The following is a 14,256-nucleotide window of genomic DNA, read 5'->3' as shown; positions in this document are numbered from 1 at the left end:
GTGTTCCTTCTCAGTTCAGTGCGTTGACGGCGTCGCGGATGGAATCCACGCCCGCGTTGATGGTCTCCAGCGAGGTCGCGAAGGAGATCCGGAAATAGGGGCCCAAGCCATAGGCCGAACCCTGGATGACGGCCACGCGTGCGGCGTCGAGCAGGTAAAGCGTGAAGTCCTGGTCGTTCTGGATCACTTGGCCGTCCGGCGACGTCTTACCGATCACGCCGGAGCAGTTGACGTAGGCGTAGAACGCGCCTTCCGCCGGGGCGACCGACAGGCCACTGATGGAGTTCAAACCCTCGACGGCGGCATCGCGGCGCTTCCGGTAAACCTCCACACTGTCGCGGACGAAGGACTGGTCGCCGTTGAGGGCGGCCGCGGCGGCTGCCTGGCTGATCGACGACGGGCAGGAGGACGTCTGGGACTGGAGCTTGTTCATGGCAGCAATCAGAGGTGCGGGTCCGACGCCATAGCCGAGCCGCCAGCCGGTCATCGCGTACGCCTTGGACACACCGTTGACCAGCAGGATGCGGTCCTTCAGCTTGGGCGCAGCAGTCACGAGGCTGGTGACGCGGCCTTCGCCGAAATAGACCTCGTCATAGATTTCGTCGGTGAGGACGAAGACGTGCGGGTTCTCTTCGAGGACGGCAGCGAGGGCTTGGAGTTCTTCACGGGAGTACACCGCCCCGGTGGGGTTGGAGGGTGCGTTGAGGATCAGCCACTTGGTCTTTGGAGTGATGGCTTGCTCGAGAGCCTCGGGGGCGAGCTTGAAGCCTGTTTCCTCGCCGCAAGGGACGATTACGGGAGTGCCGTCATTCGCCAGGACCATGTCCGGGTAGGACACCCAGTAAGGTGCCGGGACGATCACTTCATCGCCCTCATTGAGCGAGGCCATGAGGGCGACGTAGAGGACCTGCTTGGCTCCGCCGCCGATGGTCAGCTGGTTGCCTTCGTAGCGCTGGCCGGGATCGCGCTCGAGCTTCTTCAGGATCGCGTCCTGCAGCTCAGGGGTGCCCGTGACCGAGGTGTACTTGGTCTCACCGTTCCTGATAGCGGCGATTGCTGCTTCTTTGATGTGGTCCGGGGTGTCGAAGTCCGGCTCGCCGACAGTCAGGTCGATGATCGGGATGCCTTCAGCTTTCAGTTCGCGGACGCGGGCGGCCGCGGCGACACTGGCTGAGGCCTTGATACGGGTGACCCTCGACGCCGGCAGGAACTCGGACATGTCTCCTCCAGGAAAGTGGAACTCGGGACGCGCGGATTCGCGGATCCCTTTGTTCGAGACTAGGTACGTCCGGGGTGCTCTGGATAAGACCTAATGTGCGTGGATTCATAAGGGGGCCTTATGACGCATGGCTTGCTCAGCCTGGATGGCCGCTTCTTGAAGCTGTTCGGATACCTATCCATGCCGTTTGCTTATGGGCTCACGCGCTATTGGTATTTCCACGCACGGGTGAACGATGCCTAGATTCGAGTGGTCAGCAGCACCTGTCCGAAATCGAAGGGGAGCCATTGCAAACCCGGTCAGCAGCCACCGGCAGGTACACGTACCGGGCCAATTCCCCTTCCCGTCCCGCCGCTGCATCAGACCGAGAGCACGCCAAACTGGTTCAGGCCCTCGGGATCCACCGGCAGCTCTTGACCCATGCAGCCAGTTCCATCAGGACGCTGACTGCGGCAAGGAACGACCTGATCGCCCAGGCAGTCGAGGACGGGTTGCCGTTGGCTACCATCGCTGCCGTCACCGGCGAAAACCTCCGGACCGTCCGAACCATTGCGCTCGCTTATGACGACCTCCAGCTGAGCGGACTCCCCCGCCAGGCCCAACTCGACGCACTGAAGGCCAAGAGCCGGGACTTGAAAGCAGCCGAAAAACATCGGGAGCAAATTGCTGTACGGCGGGAAGCACTGATCGTCATGGCCTTGCGAAGCCAGGTCTGCGATGACCTTGAGCTTGCTTCCCTGACCGGCCTGACGCCGGACCACATCCGCCGCTCCACCCGGGGTATCGCCCGCCCGGTCTAACGACCGTTGTCCCCCGGCGGGTGCAGGCCTGGCGCGGGCATGAGGCACGCGAGTTCACGGAATGGTACATGGCCCGGAAATAGTCAGCGGTGGAACCCAAGCAAGTGACGGCTGCCGCCCTTCTGAGCGCTGGGAATGACCTCATCTGCGGACTCAGTTGGGTAGGTCAGTAGCTGTCGCGCTCCGCCGTCTCCGACGCCGGGATGAAGATCTTCGCGAAACCCTCTGACGCGCGGGCGAGCACGGCGACGTCCGCACCGACCAGCACGAAAGAGGCTCCGGCGTCGAGGTACGCACGGGCGGTGTCCGGGTTGAAGGCGTTGACGCCGGCGGGCTTGCCTGCCGCTTTGGCGGCCTCCAGGCAATGCTCGACGACGGCCCTCACCAGCGGATTTTCCTGCTGTCCCAGCAAGCCCATGGAAGCGGCCAGGTCCGAGGGCCCAAGGAAGATGCCGTCCACGCCGTCGACCGCGAGGATCTCCTCCACGGCCGACGCGGCGGCTTCGGACTCGATCTGGACGGTGAGGCTGATGGTTTGCGAGGCCGTTGCGAGGTAGTCGGGGACCCTGTTCCAGCGCGAAGCGCGGGCCAGGGCTGATCCGACCCCGCGCACACCCAGCGGCGGATAGCGTACAGAGGCCACCGCGGCCGCGGCCTCGAAGGCCGAGTTGACCATGGGGATCAGCAGGTTCTGCACGCCGAGATCGAGGTATTGCTTAATAACCACGGTGTCATTGACGGGTGGCCGGACCATGACCTGCAAGGGGTAGCCGCTGACGGCGTGGAGCTGGGAGAGGATGGATTCGAGTCCGTTGGGGCTGTGCTCGGCGTCGATCAGGAGCCAGTCCAGGCCGGAACCGGCACAAATCTCCGCGACCAACGGGCTGCCGGAGCACACCCACATCCCGGCCAAGGGCCGGTCCCCCTCCCTGAGCGCCGTGTAGAAGGTTGGGGTCAGTTGAAGTGGCATGTGACAACTCCCAACGGTCCGTAGTCAGCGTGGACGGTATCACCTTTGTACACCCAAAGGGGCCGGGTGAACGAGCCCGCCAGGATGATATCTCCGGCCTTCATCGAGTCCCCGTGCGCGGCGATTTTGTTGGCCAGCCAGTGCACCCCGTTTGCCGGGTGGTCGAGGACGCCGGCGGCCACACCGGTCTCCTCGACGGTCTGGTTTTTGTACAGGATCGCCGAGACCCAGCGGAGGTCGACGGCGTCCGGCTTCACGGGCCGGCCGCCGATCACCATGGCCCCCATCGCGGCGTTGTCCGAGATGGTGTCCACGATGGTCCGGCCCTCCATTTCGATCCTGGAATCCAGGATCTCGAGGGCCGGAACCACGTAGTCCGTGGCGTTGAGGACATCGAAAATGGTGCAACCCGGGCCTTTGAGCGAGTCCTTAAGGACGAACGCCAACTCCACCTCAACCCGCGGATGGGTGTACCGGTCCCAGTCCACGGAGCAACCGGTTTCGAAGACCATGTCATCGAAGATCGCGCCGTAGTCCGGCTCGGTGATGCCCGTGGCTGCCTGCATGGCCTTGGACGTGAGCCCGATCTTCCGCCCCACCAACGTGCGGCCGGCTTCCTCGTTACGCTGGCGCCACAACTGTTGCACGGCGTAGGAATCCTCCACCGTCATCTCCGGGTAGCGGGCGGTCAGGCGCGGAACCGGCTTACGGTTCCGGCCGGCTTCTACGAGCTCGTCGGCAATAGCTTCGATCGTCTTCGCGTCCAGCATGGTTTTAGACCTGCGCTCCCAATTTGAAACCCTCTGCTGAATTGCCCTCGGTGGGGCGGGTGTAGGAGAAGCCGTCGGCGCCGACAGTCACGGCCATTTCGGACTTCTCTTCGCGTTCGATCACCGGCTGCGGGTTGCCGTCGAGGTCCAGGACGAGGGAGGCCTCGGTGTACCAGGACGGGACGACCGGGTTGCCCCACCAGTCACGGCGCTGGTTGTCGTGCACGTCCCAGGTGATGGTGGGGTTGTCCGGGTCGCCGGTGTAGTAGTCCTGGGTGTAGATCTCGATGCGGTGCCCGTCCGGGTCCAGGATGTAGAGGTAGAAGGCGTTGGAGACACCGTGGCGGCCGGGCCCGCGTTCGATGCGGTCGCTGATCCGAAGGGCGCCCATCTTGTCGCAGATCTGGATGATGTTGTGCTTCTCGTGGGTGGCGAAGGCGACGTGGTGCATGCGGGGTCCGTTGCCACCGGTCAGCGCGGTGTCGTGCACGGTCTGCTTGCGGTGCATCCACGCGGCGTAAGTGACGCCGTCGGAGTCCTTGATGTCTTCGGAGACGCGGAAGCCGAGGTCTTCGAGGTACTTGCGGCCGCGCGGGACGTCCGGGGTGACCTGGTTGAAGTGGTCCAGGCGGACCAGCTCACCGGCGGAGTAGAGGTCGTAGCGCTGAGTGAGGCGTTCGACGTGTTCCACGTCGTAGAAGAACTCGTACGGGAAGCCCAGCGGGTCCTCGACGCGGACGGAATCGCCCACGCCCTTGGTGAAGCCTTCCTTCCGGCGCTCGACGCGGCAGCCGAGTTCGCGGTAGTAGGCCTCGGCGGCGTCCACCTCGGCCGGGGACTTCACCCGGTACGCGAAGGCGGCGACGGCGGCTACCGGGCCCTTGCGCAGGACCAGGTTGTGGTGGATGAACTCCTCCAGGGACCGCAGGTAGATCGCGTTCTCGTCCTCTTCGGTCACGTGCAGGCCCAGGACGTCGACGTAGAACTCGCGGGACTTGGCCAGGTCCGTGACCACGATGTCCATGTACGCGCACCGGACGATGTCCGGGGCCGGGACCGTGGGAGTCGGGATGGGGCCGGTGAACGGGTTGCTCATGATGGTCTCTCTTCGTTGAAAGGGGTTAGGCGCCGAATTTGGGAGTGTGCACGGAGCCGAGGGTGATGTGCACGGCCTGCTGGTCGGTGTAGAAGTCGATCGAGCGGTAGCCGCCCTCGTGGCCCAGGCCGGAGGCCTTGACGCCGCCGAACGGGGTGCGCAGGTCGCGCACGTTGTGGCTGTTGAGCCACACCATGCCGGCCTCGACGTTCTGGGAGAAGTTATGGGCCCGGGTCAGGTTCTGGGTCCAGATGTAGGCCGCCAGGCCGTACTTGGTGTTGTTCGCCAAGGCGAGGGCTTCGTCGTCGTTCTCGAACGGAGTGATCGCCACGACGGGACCGAAGATTTCCTCCTGGAAGATCCGCGCGTCGGGCGCGACGTCGGCAAACACCGTGGGTGCGATGTAGTTGCCTTCGGGGAGGTGGTCGGGTCGGCCACCGCCGGCGAGCAGGCGACCTTCGGACTTGCCGATCTCCACGTAGGAAGCGACCTTGGCATAGTGCTCGGGGTGGACGAGTGCACCAACTTGCGTCTTGGGATCGTGGGGATCGCCCACCACGATGTTCTTGGCCCGGGCGGCGTACTTCTCGCAGAATTCGTCATAGATGGCGCGTTCCACGAGGATCCGCGAACCGGCCGTGCAGCGTTCGCCGTTGAGGGAGAACACGCCGAACAGGGCCGAATCGATAGCAGCATCCAGGTCGGCGTCGGCGAACACGACGCACGGGGACTTGCCGCCGAGCTCCATGGACAGGCCCTTGAGGTTGGCAGCAGCGTTGCGGAAGATCGTCTGGCCCGTGGTGGTCTCGCCGGTGAAGGAAATCAGCGGAACATCAGGGTGCTTCACCAGCGCATCGCCGGCTTCCTCACCCAGGCCGTTGACCAGGTTGAACACGCCATCGGGGAGGCCGGCATCCTTGAAGATCGTGGCCCACAGCGAGGCGGAGAGCGGCGTGAATTCGGCTGGCTTGAGGACCACGGTGTTGCCGGTGGCCAGCGCCGGTGCGAGCTTCCAGGACTCAAGCATGAACGGGGTGTTCCACGGTGTGATCAAGCCCGCGACGCCGATCGGCTTGCGGTTGACGTAGTTGATCTGGGAACCCGGCACCTTCATGGCGTCGTCGAACTGGGCCACGATCAGGTCCGCGAAGAAGCGGAAGTTCTCGGCGGCGCGGAGGGCCTGGCCCTTGGCCTGGGTGATCGGCAGGCCGGTATCGAAGGTTTCGAGTTCGGCAAGGCGGCTTTCCTGGGCCTCGACCGCGTCGGCGATCTTGTTAAGGACACGTGCACGCTCGCGGGGCTTCATCTTCGGCCAGGGACCGTTCACGAACGCTTCGCGTGCTGCGGCGACGGCGAGGTCGATATCTTCCTTCTGGCCCGCAGCAGCCGTTGCGTAGTTCTGGTTGGACACCGGGTCCAGGACGTCGAAGGTCTTCCCCGAGACGGAGTCAACAAACTCGCCGTTGATGAAGTGCTGGATGTGCGTGGGCAGATCCTCGGGGACGTAATGCTTGGTGGTTTCTACTGAGGTAGTCATCGTTGTCTTCCTTTTCATCCAAAGCTTTAGTTGGTGGTTGCGAGGTACGCGTCCAGGGTGGCGGCGCGGTGTTGGCGGGCTGCTTTTTCGATGGTGTCGGCGTCGGCTCCGGACTCGATGAGCTGGAGCAGGGCCTCGTGTTCGCGCACGGATTCCTGGGCCCGGCCAGGGACAAAGCGGAACGTGGACGACCGCAGCGAGGCCAGCCTGTTCCAGCCCCGATGGACCAGGTCAAGAATGTGTGGGTTGGGGCAGTGTTCAAAGAGGACGCTGTGGAAGTCCTGGTTCAAGGCAGTGAACCGGACGGGATCGAAGTGTTCCAGGCACTCGCGCATCTCCGCATTGACGGCGCGTGCCCGGGCGATAGTGGCCGGATCGATCAACGGCGCGGACAACGCCGTGGCCGCGCCCTCCACGATGCTCAGGGTCTGCATCGTGTAGAGGTACTCGGTGGGATCGATCCCGGAGACGGTGGCTCCAACGTTGCGTTCGAACTTCACCAGCCCTTCGGCCTCGAGGCGGCGAATCGCTTCGCGGACCGGCACCACGCTGAAGCCAAGGTCCTCGGCGATCTTGGCGAGCACCAGCCGGTAGCCCGGCGTGTAGGTGCCCTCCACGATCCGGGCTTTGACGGCTTCATAGGCCTGCTGGGACTTGCTTTGGACGGCGTGATTCCCGACGGCGGTTTCAGTCACCGTGTGCTCCTTCCGTGGCTTCCCATGCTTTGTACCGGGCCTGCCATTCGGCGTTCATCGGGTAGAGCCCGTCCACGCTGTTGCCTTCCTGGACCATCTGGAAAATGAACATCTCTTCCTTCTCCTGGGCGATGCAGTCGTCCACGAGTTCCTCGGCGATGGCTGGCGGAATCACCAGGATGCCGTCGGAATCGGCCACAATGACGTCCCCCGGCTGCACGGTGGCACCGCCGCAGGCAATGGTGATGTCCGTGTCCCACGGAATGTGCCGGCGTCCCAGCACCGCAGGGTGCGGGTTGGCGAAATAGGTGGGCATCTCCAGGTCCGCCACGGCCGAGAAATCGCGGACACCGCCGTCGGTGATGATCGCGGCGGCACCCCGAACCTGGGCGCGGAGGGCCAGTATGTCTCCCACGGTGCCGGTCCCCTTTTCCCCGCGGGCTTCCATGACCAGGACTTCGCCCTCGTTGACGGAATCGATCGCGCGTTTCTGGGCGTTGAAGCCGCCACCGTGGGTCTTGAAGAGGTCCTCGCGGTTGGGCACGTAGCGCAGAGTCCGGGCCAGGCCCACCACCTTGCGGTCCGGGCGGGTGGCCTGCAAGCCGTCGATGCTCACGTTGTTCAGCCCGCGCTTGCGCAACTGCGACGACAGGGTCGCCGTGGCCACGGATTCGAGCTTGGCTTTCAGTTCCGGGGACAGGCCGGCGGAATCCGGCGCCAGTCCCGCAGCTTCCCGCGAACCGTAGGCCTCTTCCCGTTGGGTGTCGTCGGTCTTGGGTTGGGCACCAAAGTCAGCGAACGGCGTCGTACCTTCCGTCACCTTGGTGGTGAGGCGGCCGGTGCTGAACTCACCGCTGGTGACTTCGATTTCGACGACGTCTCCCGGCTTGGCGACGGAAGCGCCGGCCGGGGTGCCCGTGAGGATGATGTCGCCTTCTTCCAAGGTCAGCAGCTGGGAGAGGTCCGCGACCAGTTGCGCGAACGGAAAGAGCAGGTCCTCCGTGGTGTCGTCCTGCACGAGTTCGCCGTTATGCCAGGTGCGTATCCGCAGCTGCGTGGGATTCACGGCATCGGCCGGGATCAGCGCCGGGCCAACGGGAGTGAAACCGTCGCCGCCCTTGGAACGGACGTTCGAGCCCTTGTCCGCATAGCGGAGGTCGTACACGCCGAGGTCATTGGACGCAGTAACCCACGCGACGTGGCTCCACGCATCCTCCAAACCGACGCGGCGGGCGGCCTTGCCGATGACCAGCGCGATTTCCCCCTCGTAGCCGAGGAGTTCGCAGCCTGCCGGACGTTCTACTGCGCCTGGGGCTTCGGCCGGGCCCAACGCCAAGGACGAGGGTGGCTTCAAGAAGTACGAAGGCTGCGCGGGAGTGCGCCCGCGCTGGGCAGCACGGCTCGGGTAATTGATGTGGACCGCAATCACCTTGCGCGTCCGGTCCAGGACATCCTGCCCCAGCTCCTGCGTCCGGAACTCCACTGTCACGAACCGCTCCCTCCTGAAGAAACCCCGATATCTGATCGACCAGCTATCGAGTACGAAATCGTATACGAAAACTATGGCGCCTGAAATGGAGCCCGTCAACCCCTTTTTTACGGAGGTGTCAGATTCTGCCGAATCATTCAGGTTTGCCTGCCGCGGCGACCGCGTATTTACAGGGTTTCCGGTCGGTCCGAACGGAATGATGCCGCAAAAAATGGGTTCATCTTGTCAGTGGGCTCCCGTAGGGTACCGGCATGGACATCATCCTGGTACCTGGTTTCTGGTTGGACGCTTCGTCATGGGAGGAGGTGACGCCGGCCTTGGTGGCTGCCGGTCACACGGTCCACCCACTCACTCTCCCCGGGCTGGAATCACGGGAGACTTCGCGCACGGGGATCGGCCTCCGGACACACATCGACGCCGTAATCGAAAAGGTGGACTCGCTGGAGGGCAAGGTGTTCCTGGTGGGCCACTCCGGAGGCGGGGCCATTATCCACGGCGTGGTCGATTCCCGGCCGGATCGGGTTGCCCGCGCGATTTACGTGGACAGCGGACCACTGGGAGAAGGTGGCGTCATCAACGACGAGCTTCCCGACGACGGCGACGATATCCCGCTGCCGCCCTGGGAAGGGTTCGAGGACGCCGACCTTGTGGACCTTACGGACGAGCTGCGGGAGAAGTTCCGCGCACGTGCCATCCCGGAACCCAGGGGCGTCGCCTACGATCAGCAGCACCTCCACGACGTGCGGCGATACGACATTCCGGCCACAGTCATCGCCTGCGAATTCCCGTCATCCATGCTCAACCAGATGATGGACGCCGGGCACCCCTTCACGGAGGAGCTGGCCCGGATCCGCGACGTGGAACTTGTGGACCTGCCCACTGGGCACTGGCCCCAGTTCACCAAGCCGGCCGAACTGTCCGCGGCGATCCTGAAGGCGGTCGAGCGCACGGATCAGGGCCGCCCCGCATAACTTGCGGTCCGGCTAAAGGTGCGGTCCGGCTATAAAGATGCGGTCCGGCGTCGAGCATTAAAGCCCGACGCCGGACCGCACCTGATTGAACCCGCTCGCGTCAGGCTTTGGGCGGCGTGTTGGTGGCCGGGCCTTCCGGCGCCGCGCCGCCTTCGCTCGTCCAGTCGCTGCCGGTGGTGTCATCGTGGGCCGGGTCGGAGATGACGTCGCCCTTCACGGTTGGCACGGTTGCGGGACGATCGGCGGAGCCCTGCCCGTTCTTGGAATCCAGGATGCCCGGAAGTACGGCCTCGGCCTTTTCCAGGAGCTTCTTTCCGGCAGCAAAAAGATTCTCGAGGATGTCCGGCACCGATTCCTGGACGGCCTCAGTGGCTTGATGGATGTTCTCCTGGACGTCCGGGTTCTTCAGGACCTTCTCTGATCCGCCCCGGATCCGCCGGTAGACCTCAGGCCAGGACTTGGAGCCCCAGACATAACCAACAGCAACGCCCGCAGCGAACAATACTTTCCCTTTCACAGGGATCACTCCTTTCGAGGTGCTATTTCCTACGACACTAGTACCCCGCACATCGCACTGCTACCCCAACTTTTTACGGTTGTTGTTAGGGCGCATTTGCCCAATCGGAACAATGGACTAAACTTTAATGCCAACCAGCGGAAAACCGCAGGCAAGAACAACATCGCGACCCGAGGAGTGAAAACCATGGGACTGGATGACAAGATCAAGAATGCTGCCGAAAACGTGGGCGGGAAAGCCAAGGAAAAGACCGGCGAAGCTACTGGGGACAGGGACCTCCAGGCGGAGGGCGCCGGCGATCAGGCCTCGGCCAACGTGAAGCAGGCGGGCGAGAAGGTGAAGGACGCCGCGAAGGACGTCTTCGACAAGTAGCGGAAATCCGCGCTTGACCTCCCCGTTGCCGCTCTCGGCTGAGCGGTCGGCGAGCAGCCTTGGCAAAAATAGTCAGGTTACTTGCTGTTGCCCCTCGGGCCGGCTAGCGTTGCAAGTGTAGTACATAGGTCGAGCCGGTCGGCAGGAGTGCTTCTGGCTGCATTTAACAATTTCATCGTAATTGTGAAACCACTCCAATCCCCCCAATTTTCCGGGCACTGAGGAGCTGACCCTCGGTGCCCGGAAGCCACATTTTGATACCCGATGAACTGAACCGCTTCACCGAGTTCATGGATTTTCCATCAACAAGAAAGTAGGAGCAAAAATGGGTTTCTTTGGTTTTCTTTTGCTCGGCCTTTTGGCTGGTGCCATCGCTAAACTTATTCTGCCCGGCCGCCAGGGCGGAGGCTGGCTAGTGACAATGCTGCTCGGCGTAGTAGGCGCACTCTTGGGCGGCTGGATCGGCGGCCTCATCTTCGGGGAAGGACTCACCCAGTTCTTCGCCATCCGGACCTGGCTGTTGGCAATCGGCGGTTCGATCATCGTGCTCCTCATCTGGGGCCTCGTCACCAACCGCAGGGCGCACCATGGCTAACGAATCAACGCCAAATACCAACCAGGACGATCTTGAGGGTCAGTACGCCGAAGGCGATTATGGCGATGCCGGAGCATCCCCTGAGGCCCTGAAGGACGATGCGGGCGGAGACTACACCGCTGGCGATTACGCCGAGAAGACCGTTCCATCCTCGGAAGCGGAACTCGATGAACACAATACGGAGGACACCCCGCCGGACCGGCCTTTCTCATCCGAGCCGGATGACGAGGCAGCAGGCACGGGGAATCCGTAGCAGCTGAACAGCAGCAAAGTGCCCCCGAAGCTCCGGCTTCAGGGGCACTTCCGTGTCCGGCTACATGCGGGCGGAACCGGGTCAAGCCGCCTGGAAGAGCTCCAGGACCTCGTCCAGGGGCAGCACCCGTTGCCGGTATTCGCGCACCAGAACCCGGAGGACGCCCTCGGCGGCCTCCGGGTTCTCCGTTGCCATGGCATCTGCCGCATAGATGACGCGGATGTTGTGGGCGAACGCGTCTGCAGCTGTCTGGGCGATGCAGTTATGGGCCGAAACGCCGGCCAGGATTACGGTGTCCACCTCCCAGTTTCGGAGCCGCATCCCGAGGTCGGTGCCCATGAAGGCGCTGTCGCGGGTCTTGGCCATTTTGGGGTGGTCAGTGGTGACCAGTCCCGGCACGAATTCGGCCTGCTCACTGCCCCTGAAAATGAAACCCTGGTCGTCGTCCAGCATGTTCAGGCTCCACGTGGATTTGTCCCGTTCATGCTCGGTTCCGATAAGAAGGACCTTGGCCCCAGCCTCCCGCGCCGCGCTGGTCAGTGAGTTGCACGCAGCAACCACCTCGTCGCGCCGCCGTCGCAGGACAGGCTCCTCAAAGAAGGCATTCTGCATGTCAATAACCAGTACTGCGATCATGCGCGGGCTGTAACCTTTCTAGCTTCGACCAGCAAATTCGACCAGGAGGTCAGAGTCCCTTTCCACCCGTCACGGGAAGGACTGCACCGGAAATGTAGGAGCCTTCGTCCGAGGCCAGCAGCACGTAGGCGGGTGCCAGCTCTGCGGGCTGTCCCGCGCGTCCCAACGGCGTGTCCTGCCCGAACGATGGAACTTTGTCCGGCCATTCGGTGGCAGGAATGAGCGGGGTCCAGATGGGACCGGGCGCCACGGCATTGACACGGATGCCCTTGGGTCCGAGTTCCTGCGCCATGGCCTTGGTGAAGGCGACTTGGGCGGCTTTGGTCATCGCGTAGTCCACCAACTGCGCTGAAGGATTGAAAGCCTGGATGGAGGAGGTGACGATGATCGAGGCGCCCGGCCGGAGGTGCGGTATCGCCGCCTGGGTTGTCCAGATCTGCGAGTAGAGGTTGGTCTTGAAAACCCGGTCGAACTCCTCGGTGGGGATCGTTTCCAAACCCTCGCGGTTCTTCTGGTACCCGGCATTGAGAACCAGGATGTCCAAACCTCCCAGCTCCTGCACTGTACGCTCCACGATCTCCGCCGCGAAGCCTTGCTCGCGTGAATCGCCGGGCAACAAGAGGGCGCGGGCGCCGCACTCGCGGATCCATTCCGCCGTCGAACGTGCGTCTTCCTCTTCCTCCGGAAGGTAGCTGATGGCAACCTGGGCACCTTCACGGGCGTAGGCAATAGCCACAGCCGCACCGATGCCGGAGTCACCGCCGGTGATCAACGCCGTCTTGCCTTCAAGCCGACCGTGGCCTACATAACTGGATTCCCCGTGGTCCGGTTGGGGATCCAGGGGTTTGGTGAGACCGGGCTGCTTCTGTTCCTGCTGCGGAAATTCCCCGGAGTGGTAGCCTCCCCGGGGATCCTTGGGTGCCGAAGTGAGCCGGTGGTCCTGCGCGTTTTCGGAATGGTTCGAGTCGTCCTGGGCCATGGCCCGTCCCCCTTTTCAGAGTCTGATTCCAGGTCAATGCGGCGCGCTGCGCCTCATTGTGGCTGTACCCCGGAAACCGCTCCGTCAAACCTCCGGCTAGGTCCGCATGGTCTTGGCTTTGACCATCAAGAACAAGCCGTAAGCGATCAGGCCAATTGCCACCGCCGCCAGGAGATAGGGGCCGTAGGGCTGCTCCTTCAACGCTTTCAGGCTGCCGTCCAGCCCCGTTGATTGCTCGGGCCGCGCCGTGACAGTTGCAATGACCACCAGCAGTCCCACCAAGAGCAGGGCGATTCCCTTGGCCACATACCCCACGGTGCCCACGCCCACTTGGAATTTGCGGGCCGGCTCACTGGGCGAGAGGACCAGGTCCTTCTTGAACGAGCGCGTGAATCCCCGCACCGCGAACACGATCCCGGTGATCATGATGGCAGCACCCACCGCAATGAGCAGGGCTACTCCGAACGGGGCCTGCATGAGGGTGGCCGTGCCGTCGCTGGTGGATTCCCGGCTGTTCTTGGCCTTGCCGACCGCGAACGACGCGATGGTCAGAGCCAATCCGGCGAAAACAACGGCCTGCCCGGCCTCTGAAAGACGCTTGGAAACCTTGGGGTGCTTTTGCCGACGGTGGCCGAAGATCGCGTTGGTCAGTTGCCAGAGGGCCAGTGCGGCGCACGCAGCGAAACAAACCCACAGGAGCAAGGGCCCGAACGGCTGCGACGCCAACTGGGCGACTGCTCCCGATACGTCCGCCTCTCCACCGCTTCCGAAGGCCAACTGTGCTGCGATGACGCCAATGAGCACGTGGAGGATGCCGCTGACGGCAAAACCCGAACGGGCGGCAATCTCAAAGGGACGCGAGTTGGAAGCGTCCTCGGCCGCATCCGCCGCCTTCTTCATCTCTTCTTTGATGGCAAGCCTCCTGATCATTCATCGCGTGGACACCATCGTGCCACTGGAAGCACCGCAATGCCACGGAGGGCAGGCTACCTAGAAGCCGCAGACCGACTGGGGCCAGATGCTCCTCAGCCCTACGCCCAACGGGTTGAACTGCTCGCGGACGGATCCCACCGCGTGGTTCTGGCCGGGAACCTCGCCCGGGTGGTGAAAGGCCTCGGCGGTGCCTGCAGGGTGGGTCCCGAGCGAATCGGCCGCAGCGTGCGCCGCGCCGGAGTTCGAGGACGGGAGGATGATCTGGTCCGGCATGTCAACGGTCCTTCCTGAAGGTTCTCATCAGCTCCTTTGACTGACAGTTCAACCATCTGGCCGGGCCCTCAAGAACGACGCCGGGTCATCTCAAGATTCGCTCAAGATTGGCGGTGCCCTCATCCAGGGGCGGGTGAGGGCACCCCATTGA

At 63.4% G+C, this 14,256-nt stretch carries 17 protein-coding genes; 5 read left to right on the top strand and 12 right to left on the bottom strand.

The features are described from left to right. Positions 1-10: 10 nt before the first annotated feature. On the bottom strand, positions 11-1,219 hold the full coding sequence (locus tag ACIPY2_RS19255; RefSeq protein ID WP_400268002.1) for an aspartate transaminase: 1,209 nt from the start codon (positions 1,217-1,219) through the stop codon (positions 11-13). Between the two features lie 287 nt (positions 1,220-1,506). On the opposite strand from ACIPY2_RS19255, the gene ACIPY2_RS19250 reads away from it, so the two are divergent. Next, positions 1,507-2,019: a hypothetical protein gene (locus ACIPY2_RS19250; protein ID WP_400268001.1), complete on the top strand. Its 513-nt coding sequence runs from the start codon at positions 1,507-1,509 to the stop codon at positions 2,017-2,019. Positions 2,020-2,185: 166 nt separating this feature from the next. Here the strand turns inward: ACIPY2_RS19250 and ACIPY2_RS19245 are convergent, their stop codons facing one another. Genes ACIPY2_RS19245 through ACIPY2_RS19220 form a run of 6 tightly spaced genes read right to left on the bottom strand, consistent with a single transcriptional unit; the run spans position 2,186 to position 8,576 of the window. After that, positions 2,186-2,989 (bottom strand): HpcH/HpaI aldolase/citrate lyase family protein, encoded by an 804-nt coding sequence (locus tag ACIPY2_RS19245; protein WP_400268000.1) that lies wholly within the window; start codon positions 2,987-2,989, stop codon positions 2,186-2,188. Continuing rightward, positions 2,974-3,759: a 2-oxo-hept-4-ene-1,7-dioate hydratase gene (hpaH, locus tag ACIPY2_RS19240; RefSeq protein WP_400267999.1), complete on the bottom strand. Its 786-nt coding sequence runs from the start codon at positions 3,757-3,759 to the stop codon at positions 2,974-2,976. The genes ACIPY2_RS19245 and hpaH overlap by 16 nt, the downstream gene beginning before the upstream one ends. 4 nt (positions 3,760-3,763) lie before the next feature. Then, positions 3,764-4,855: a 3,4-dihydroxyphenylacetate 2,3-dioxygenase gene (gene hpaD / locus ACIPY2_RS19235; protein WP_347108852.1), complete on the bottom strand. Its 1,092-nt coding sequence runs from the start codon at positions 4,853-4,855 to the stop codon at positions 3,764-3,766. A gap of 25 nt (positions 4,856-4,880) precedes the next feature. After that, positions 4,881-6,392 (bottom strand): 5-carboxymethyl-2-hydroxymuconate semialdehyde dehydrogenase, encoded by a 1,512-nt coding sequence (hpaE, locus tag ACIPY2_RS19230; RefSeq protein WP_400267998.1) that lies wholly within the window; start codon positions 6,390-6,392, stop codon positions 4,881-4,883. 26 nt (positions 6,393-6,418) lie between these two features. Continuing rightward, a complete protein-coding gene (locus ACIPY2_RS19225; RefSeq protein ID WP_400267997.1) occupies positions 6,419-7,087 on the bottom strand; it encodes a GntR family transcriptional regulator in 669 nt (222 codons plus the stop codon). Then, positions 7,080-8,576: a fumarylacetoacetate hydrolase family protein gene (locus ACIPY2_RS19220; protein WP_400267996.1), complete on the bottom strand. Its 1,497-nt coding sequence runs from the start codon at positions 8,574-8,576 to the stop codon at positions 7,080-7,082. Before ACIPY2_RS19220 ends, ACIPY2_RS19225 begins: the two co-directional genes overlap by 8 nt. Positions 8,577-8,827: 251 nt before the next feature. On the opposite strand from ACIPY2_RS19220, the gene ACIPY2_RS19215 reads away from it, so the two are divergent. Beyond that, complete coding sequence (locus tag ACIPY2_RS19215; RefSeq protein ID WP_400267995.1) at positions 8,828-9,547, top strand: alpha/beta fold hydrolase; 720 nt, start codon at positions 8,828-8,830, stop codon at positions 9,545-9,547. 100 nt (positions 9,548-9,647) lie between these two features. On the opposite strand, the gene ACIPY2_RS19210 is transcribed toward ACIPY2_RS19215, so the two are convergent. Continuing rightward, positions 9,648-10,064 carry a hypothetical protein gene (locus tag ACIPY2_RS19210; RefSeq protein WP_400267994.1) on the bottom strand — a complete coding sequence of 139 codons (417 nt, stop codon included), beginning with the start codon at positions 10,062-10,064 and terminating at the stop codon, positions 9,648-9,650. 186 nt (positions 10,065-10,250) lie between these two features. On the opposite strand from ACIPY2_RS19210, the gene ACIPY2_RS19205 reads away from it, so the two are divergent. The 3 genes from ACIPY2_RS19205 to ACIPY2_RS19195 all read left to right on the top strand — a co-directional run bounded on the left by ACIPY2_RS19205 (position 10,251) and on the right by ACIPY2_RS19195 (position 11,284). Further along, a complete protein-coding gene (locus ACIPY2_RS19205; protein ID WP_400267993.1) occupies positions 10,251-10,436 on the top strand; it encodes a CsbD family protein in 186 nt (61 codons plus the stop codon). 325 nt (positions 10,437-10,761) lie between these two features. Continuing rightward, positions 10,762-11,031, top strand: a complete 270-nt coding sequence (locus ACIPY2_RS19200; protein ID WP_400267992.1) for a GlsB/YeaQ/YmgE family stress response membrane protein — start codon at positions 10,762-10,764, stop codon at positions 11,029-11,031. Beyond that, positions 11,024-11,284, top strand: a complete 261-nt coding sequence (locus ACIPY2_RS19195) for a hypothetical protein (RefSeq protein ID WP_400267991.1) — start codon at positions 11,024-11,026, stop codon at positions 11,282-11,284. Before ACIPY2_RS19200 ends, ACIPY2_RS19195 begins: the two co-directional genes overlap by 8 nt. An 81-nt stretch (positions 11,285-11,365) precedes the next feature. Here ACIPY2_RS19195 and ACIPY2_RS19190 read toward each other — a convergent pair whose 3' ends face one another. The 4 genes from ACIPY2_RS19190 to ACIPY2_RS19175 form a co-directional block, all read right to left on the bottom strand. After that, complete coding sequence (locus ACIPY2_RS19190) at positions 11,366-11,920, bottom strand: cysteine hydrolase family protein (protein ID WP_400267990.1); 555 nt, start codon at positions 11,918-11,920, stop codon at positions 11,366-11,368. Between the two features lie 49 nt (positions 11,921-11,969). After that, entirely contained in the window at positions 11,970-12,899 is a 930-nt protein-coding gene (locus ACIPY2_RS19185) for an SDR family oxidoreductase (RefSeq protein ID WP_400267989.1), read from the bottom strand. 96 nt (positions 12,900-12,995) lie between these two features. Beyond that, a complete protein-coding gene (locus tag ACIPY2_RS19180) occupies positions 12,996-13,829 on the bottom strand; it encodes a DUF1206 domain-containing protein (protein WP_400267988.1) in 834 nt (277 codons plus the stop codon). A 60-nt stretch (positions 13,830-13,889) separates the two neighbouring features. Further along, positions 13,890-14,105 carry a hypothetical protein gene (locus tag ACIPY2_RS19175; RefSeq protein WP_400267987.1) on the bottom strand — a complete coding sequence of 72 codons (216 nt, stop codon included), beginning with the start codon at positions 14,103-14,105 and terminating at the stop codon, positions 13,890-13,892. Positions 14,106-14,256: the final 151 nt, after the last annotated feature.

The organism is Paenarthrobacter sp. NPDC089675 (genome assembly GCF_044749185.1).
Classification (GTDB): Bacteria; Actinomycetota; Actinomycetes; order Actinomycetales; family Micrococcaceae; genus Arthrobacter.
The sequence above is the reverse complement of the archived record's forward strand: the minus strand, read 5'-3'. Positions and strand labels throughout refer to the sequence as shown.

Coding starts and splice junctions, on each gene's coding strand:
- hpaE (WP_400267998.1), bottom strand. CDS start 6,392: ATGACTACCTCAGTAGAAACCACCAAGCATTACGTCCCCGAGGATCTG.
- ACIPY2_RS19215 (WP_400267995.1), top strand. CDS start 8,828: ATGGACATCATCCTGGTACCTGGTTTCTGGTTGGACGCTTCGTCATGG.
- ACIPY2_RS19205 (WP_400267993.1), top strand. CDS start 10,251: ATGGGACTGGATGACAAGATCAAGAATGCTGCCGAAAACGTGGGCGGG.
- ACIPY2_RS19185 (WP_400267989.1), bottom strand. CDS start 12,899: ATGGCCCAGGACGACTCGAACCATTCCGAAAACGCGCAGGACCACCGG.
- ACIPY2_RS19255 (WP_400268002.1), bottom strand. CDS start 1,219: ATGTCCGAGTTCCTGCCGGCGTCGAGGGTCACCCGTATCAAGGCCTCA.
- ACIPY2_RS19245 (WP_400268000.1), bottom strand. CDS start 2,989: ATGCCACTTCAACTGACCCCAACCTTCTACACGGCGCTCAGGGAGGGG.
- hpaD (WP_347108852.1), bottom strand. CDS start 4,855: ATGAGCAACCCGTTCACCGGCCCCATCCCGACTCCCACGGTCCCGGCC.
- hpaH (WP_400267999.1), bottom strand. CDS start 3,759: ATGCTGGACGCGAAGACGATCGAAGCTATTGCCGACGAGCTCGTAGAA.
- ACIPY2_RS19190 (WP_400267990.1), bottom strand. CDS start 11,920: ATGATCGCAGTACTGGTTATTGACATGCAGAATGCCTTCTTTGAGGAG.
- ACIPY2_RS19200 (WP_400267992.1), top strand. CDS start 10,762: ATGGGTTTCTTTGGTTTTCTTTTGCTCGGCCTTTTGGCTGGTGCCATC.
- ACIPY2_RS19180 (WP_400267988.1), bottom strand. CDS start 13,829: ATGATCAGGAGGCTTGCCATCAAAGAAGAGATGAAGAAGGCGGCGGAT.
- ACIPY2_RS19195 (WP_400267991.1), top strand. CDS start 11,024: ATGGCTAACGAATCAACGCCAAATACCAACCAGGACGATCTTGAGGGT.
- ACIPY2_RS19175 (WP_400267987.1), bottom strand. CDS start 14,105: ATGCCGGACCAGATCATCCTCCCGTCCTCGAACTCCGGCGCGGCGCAC.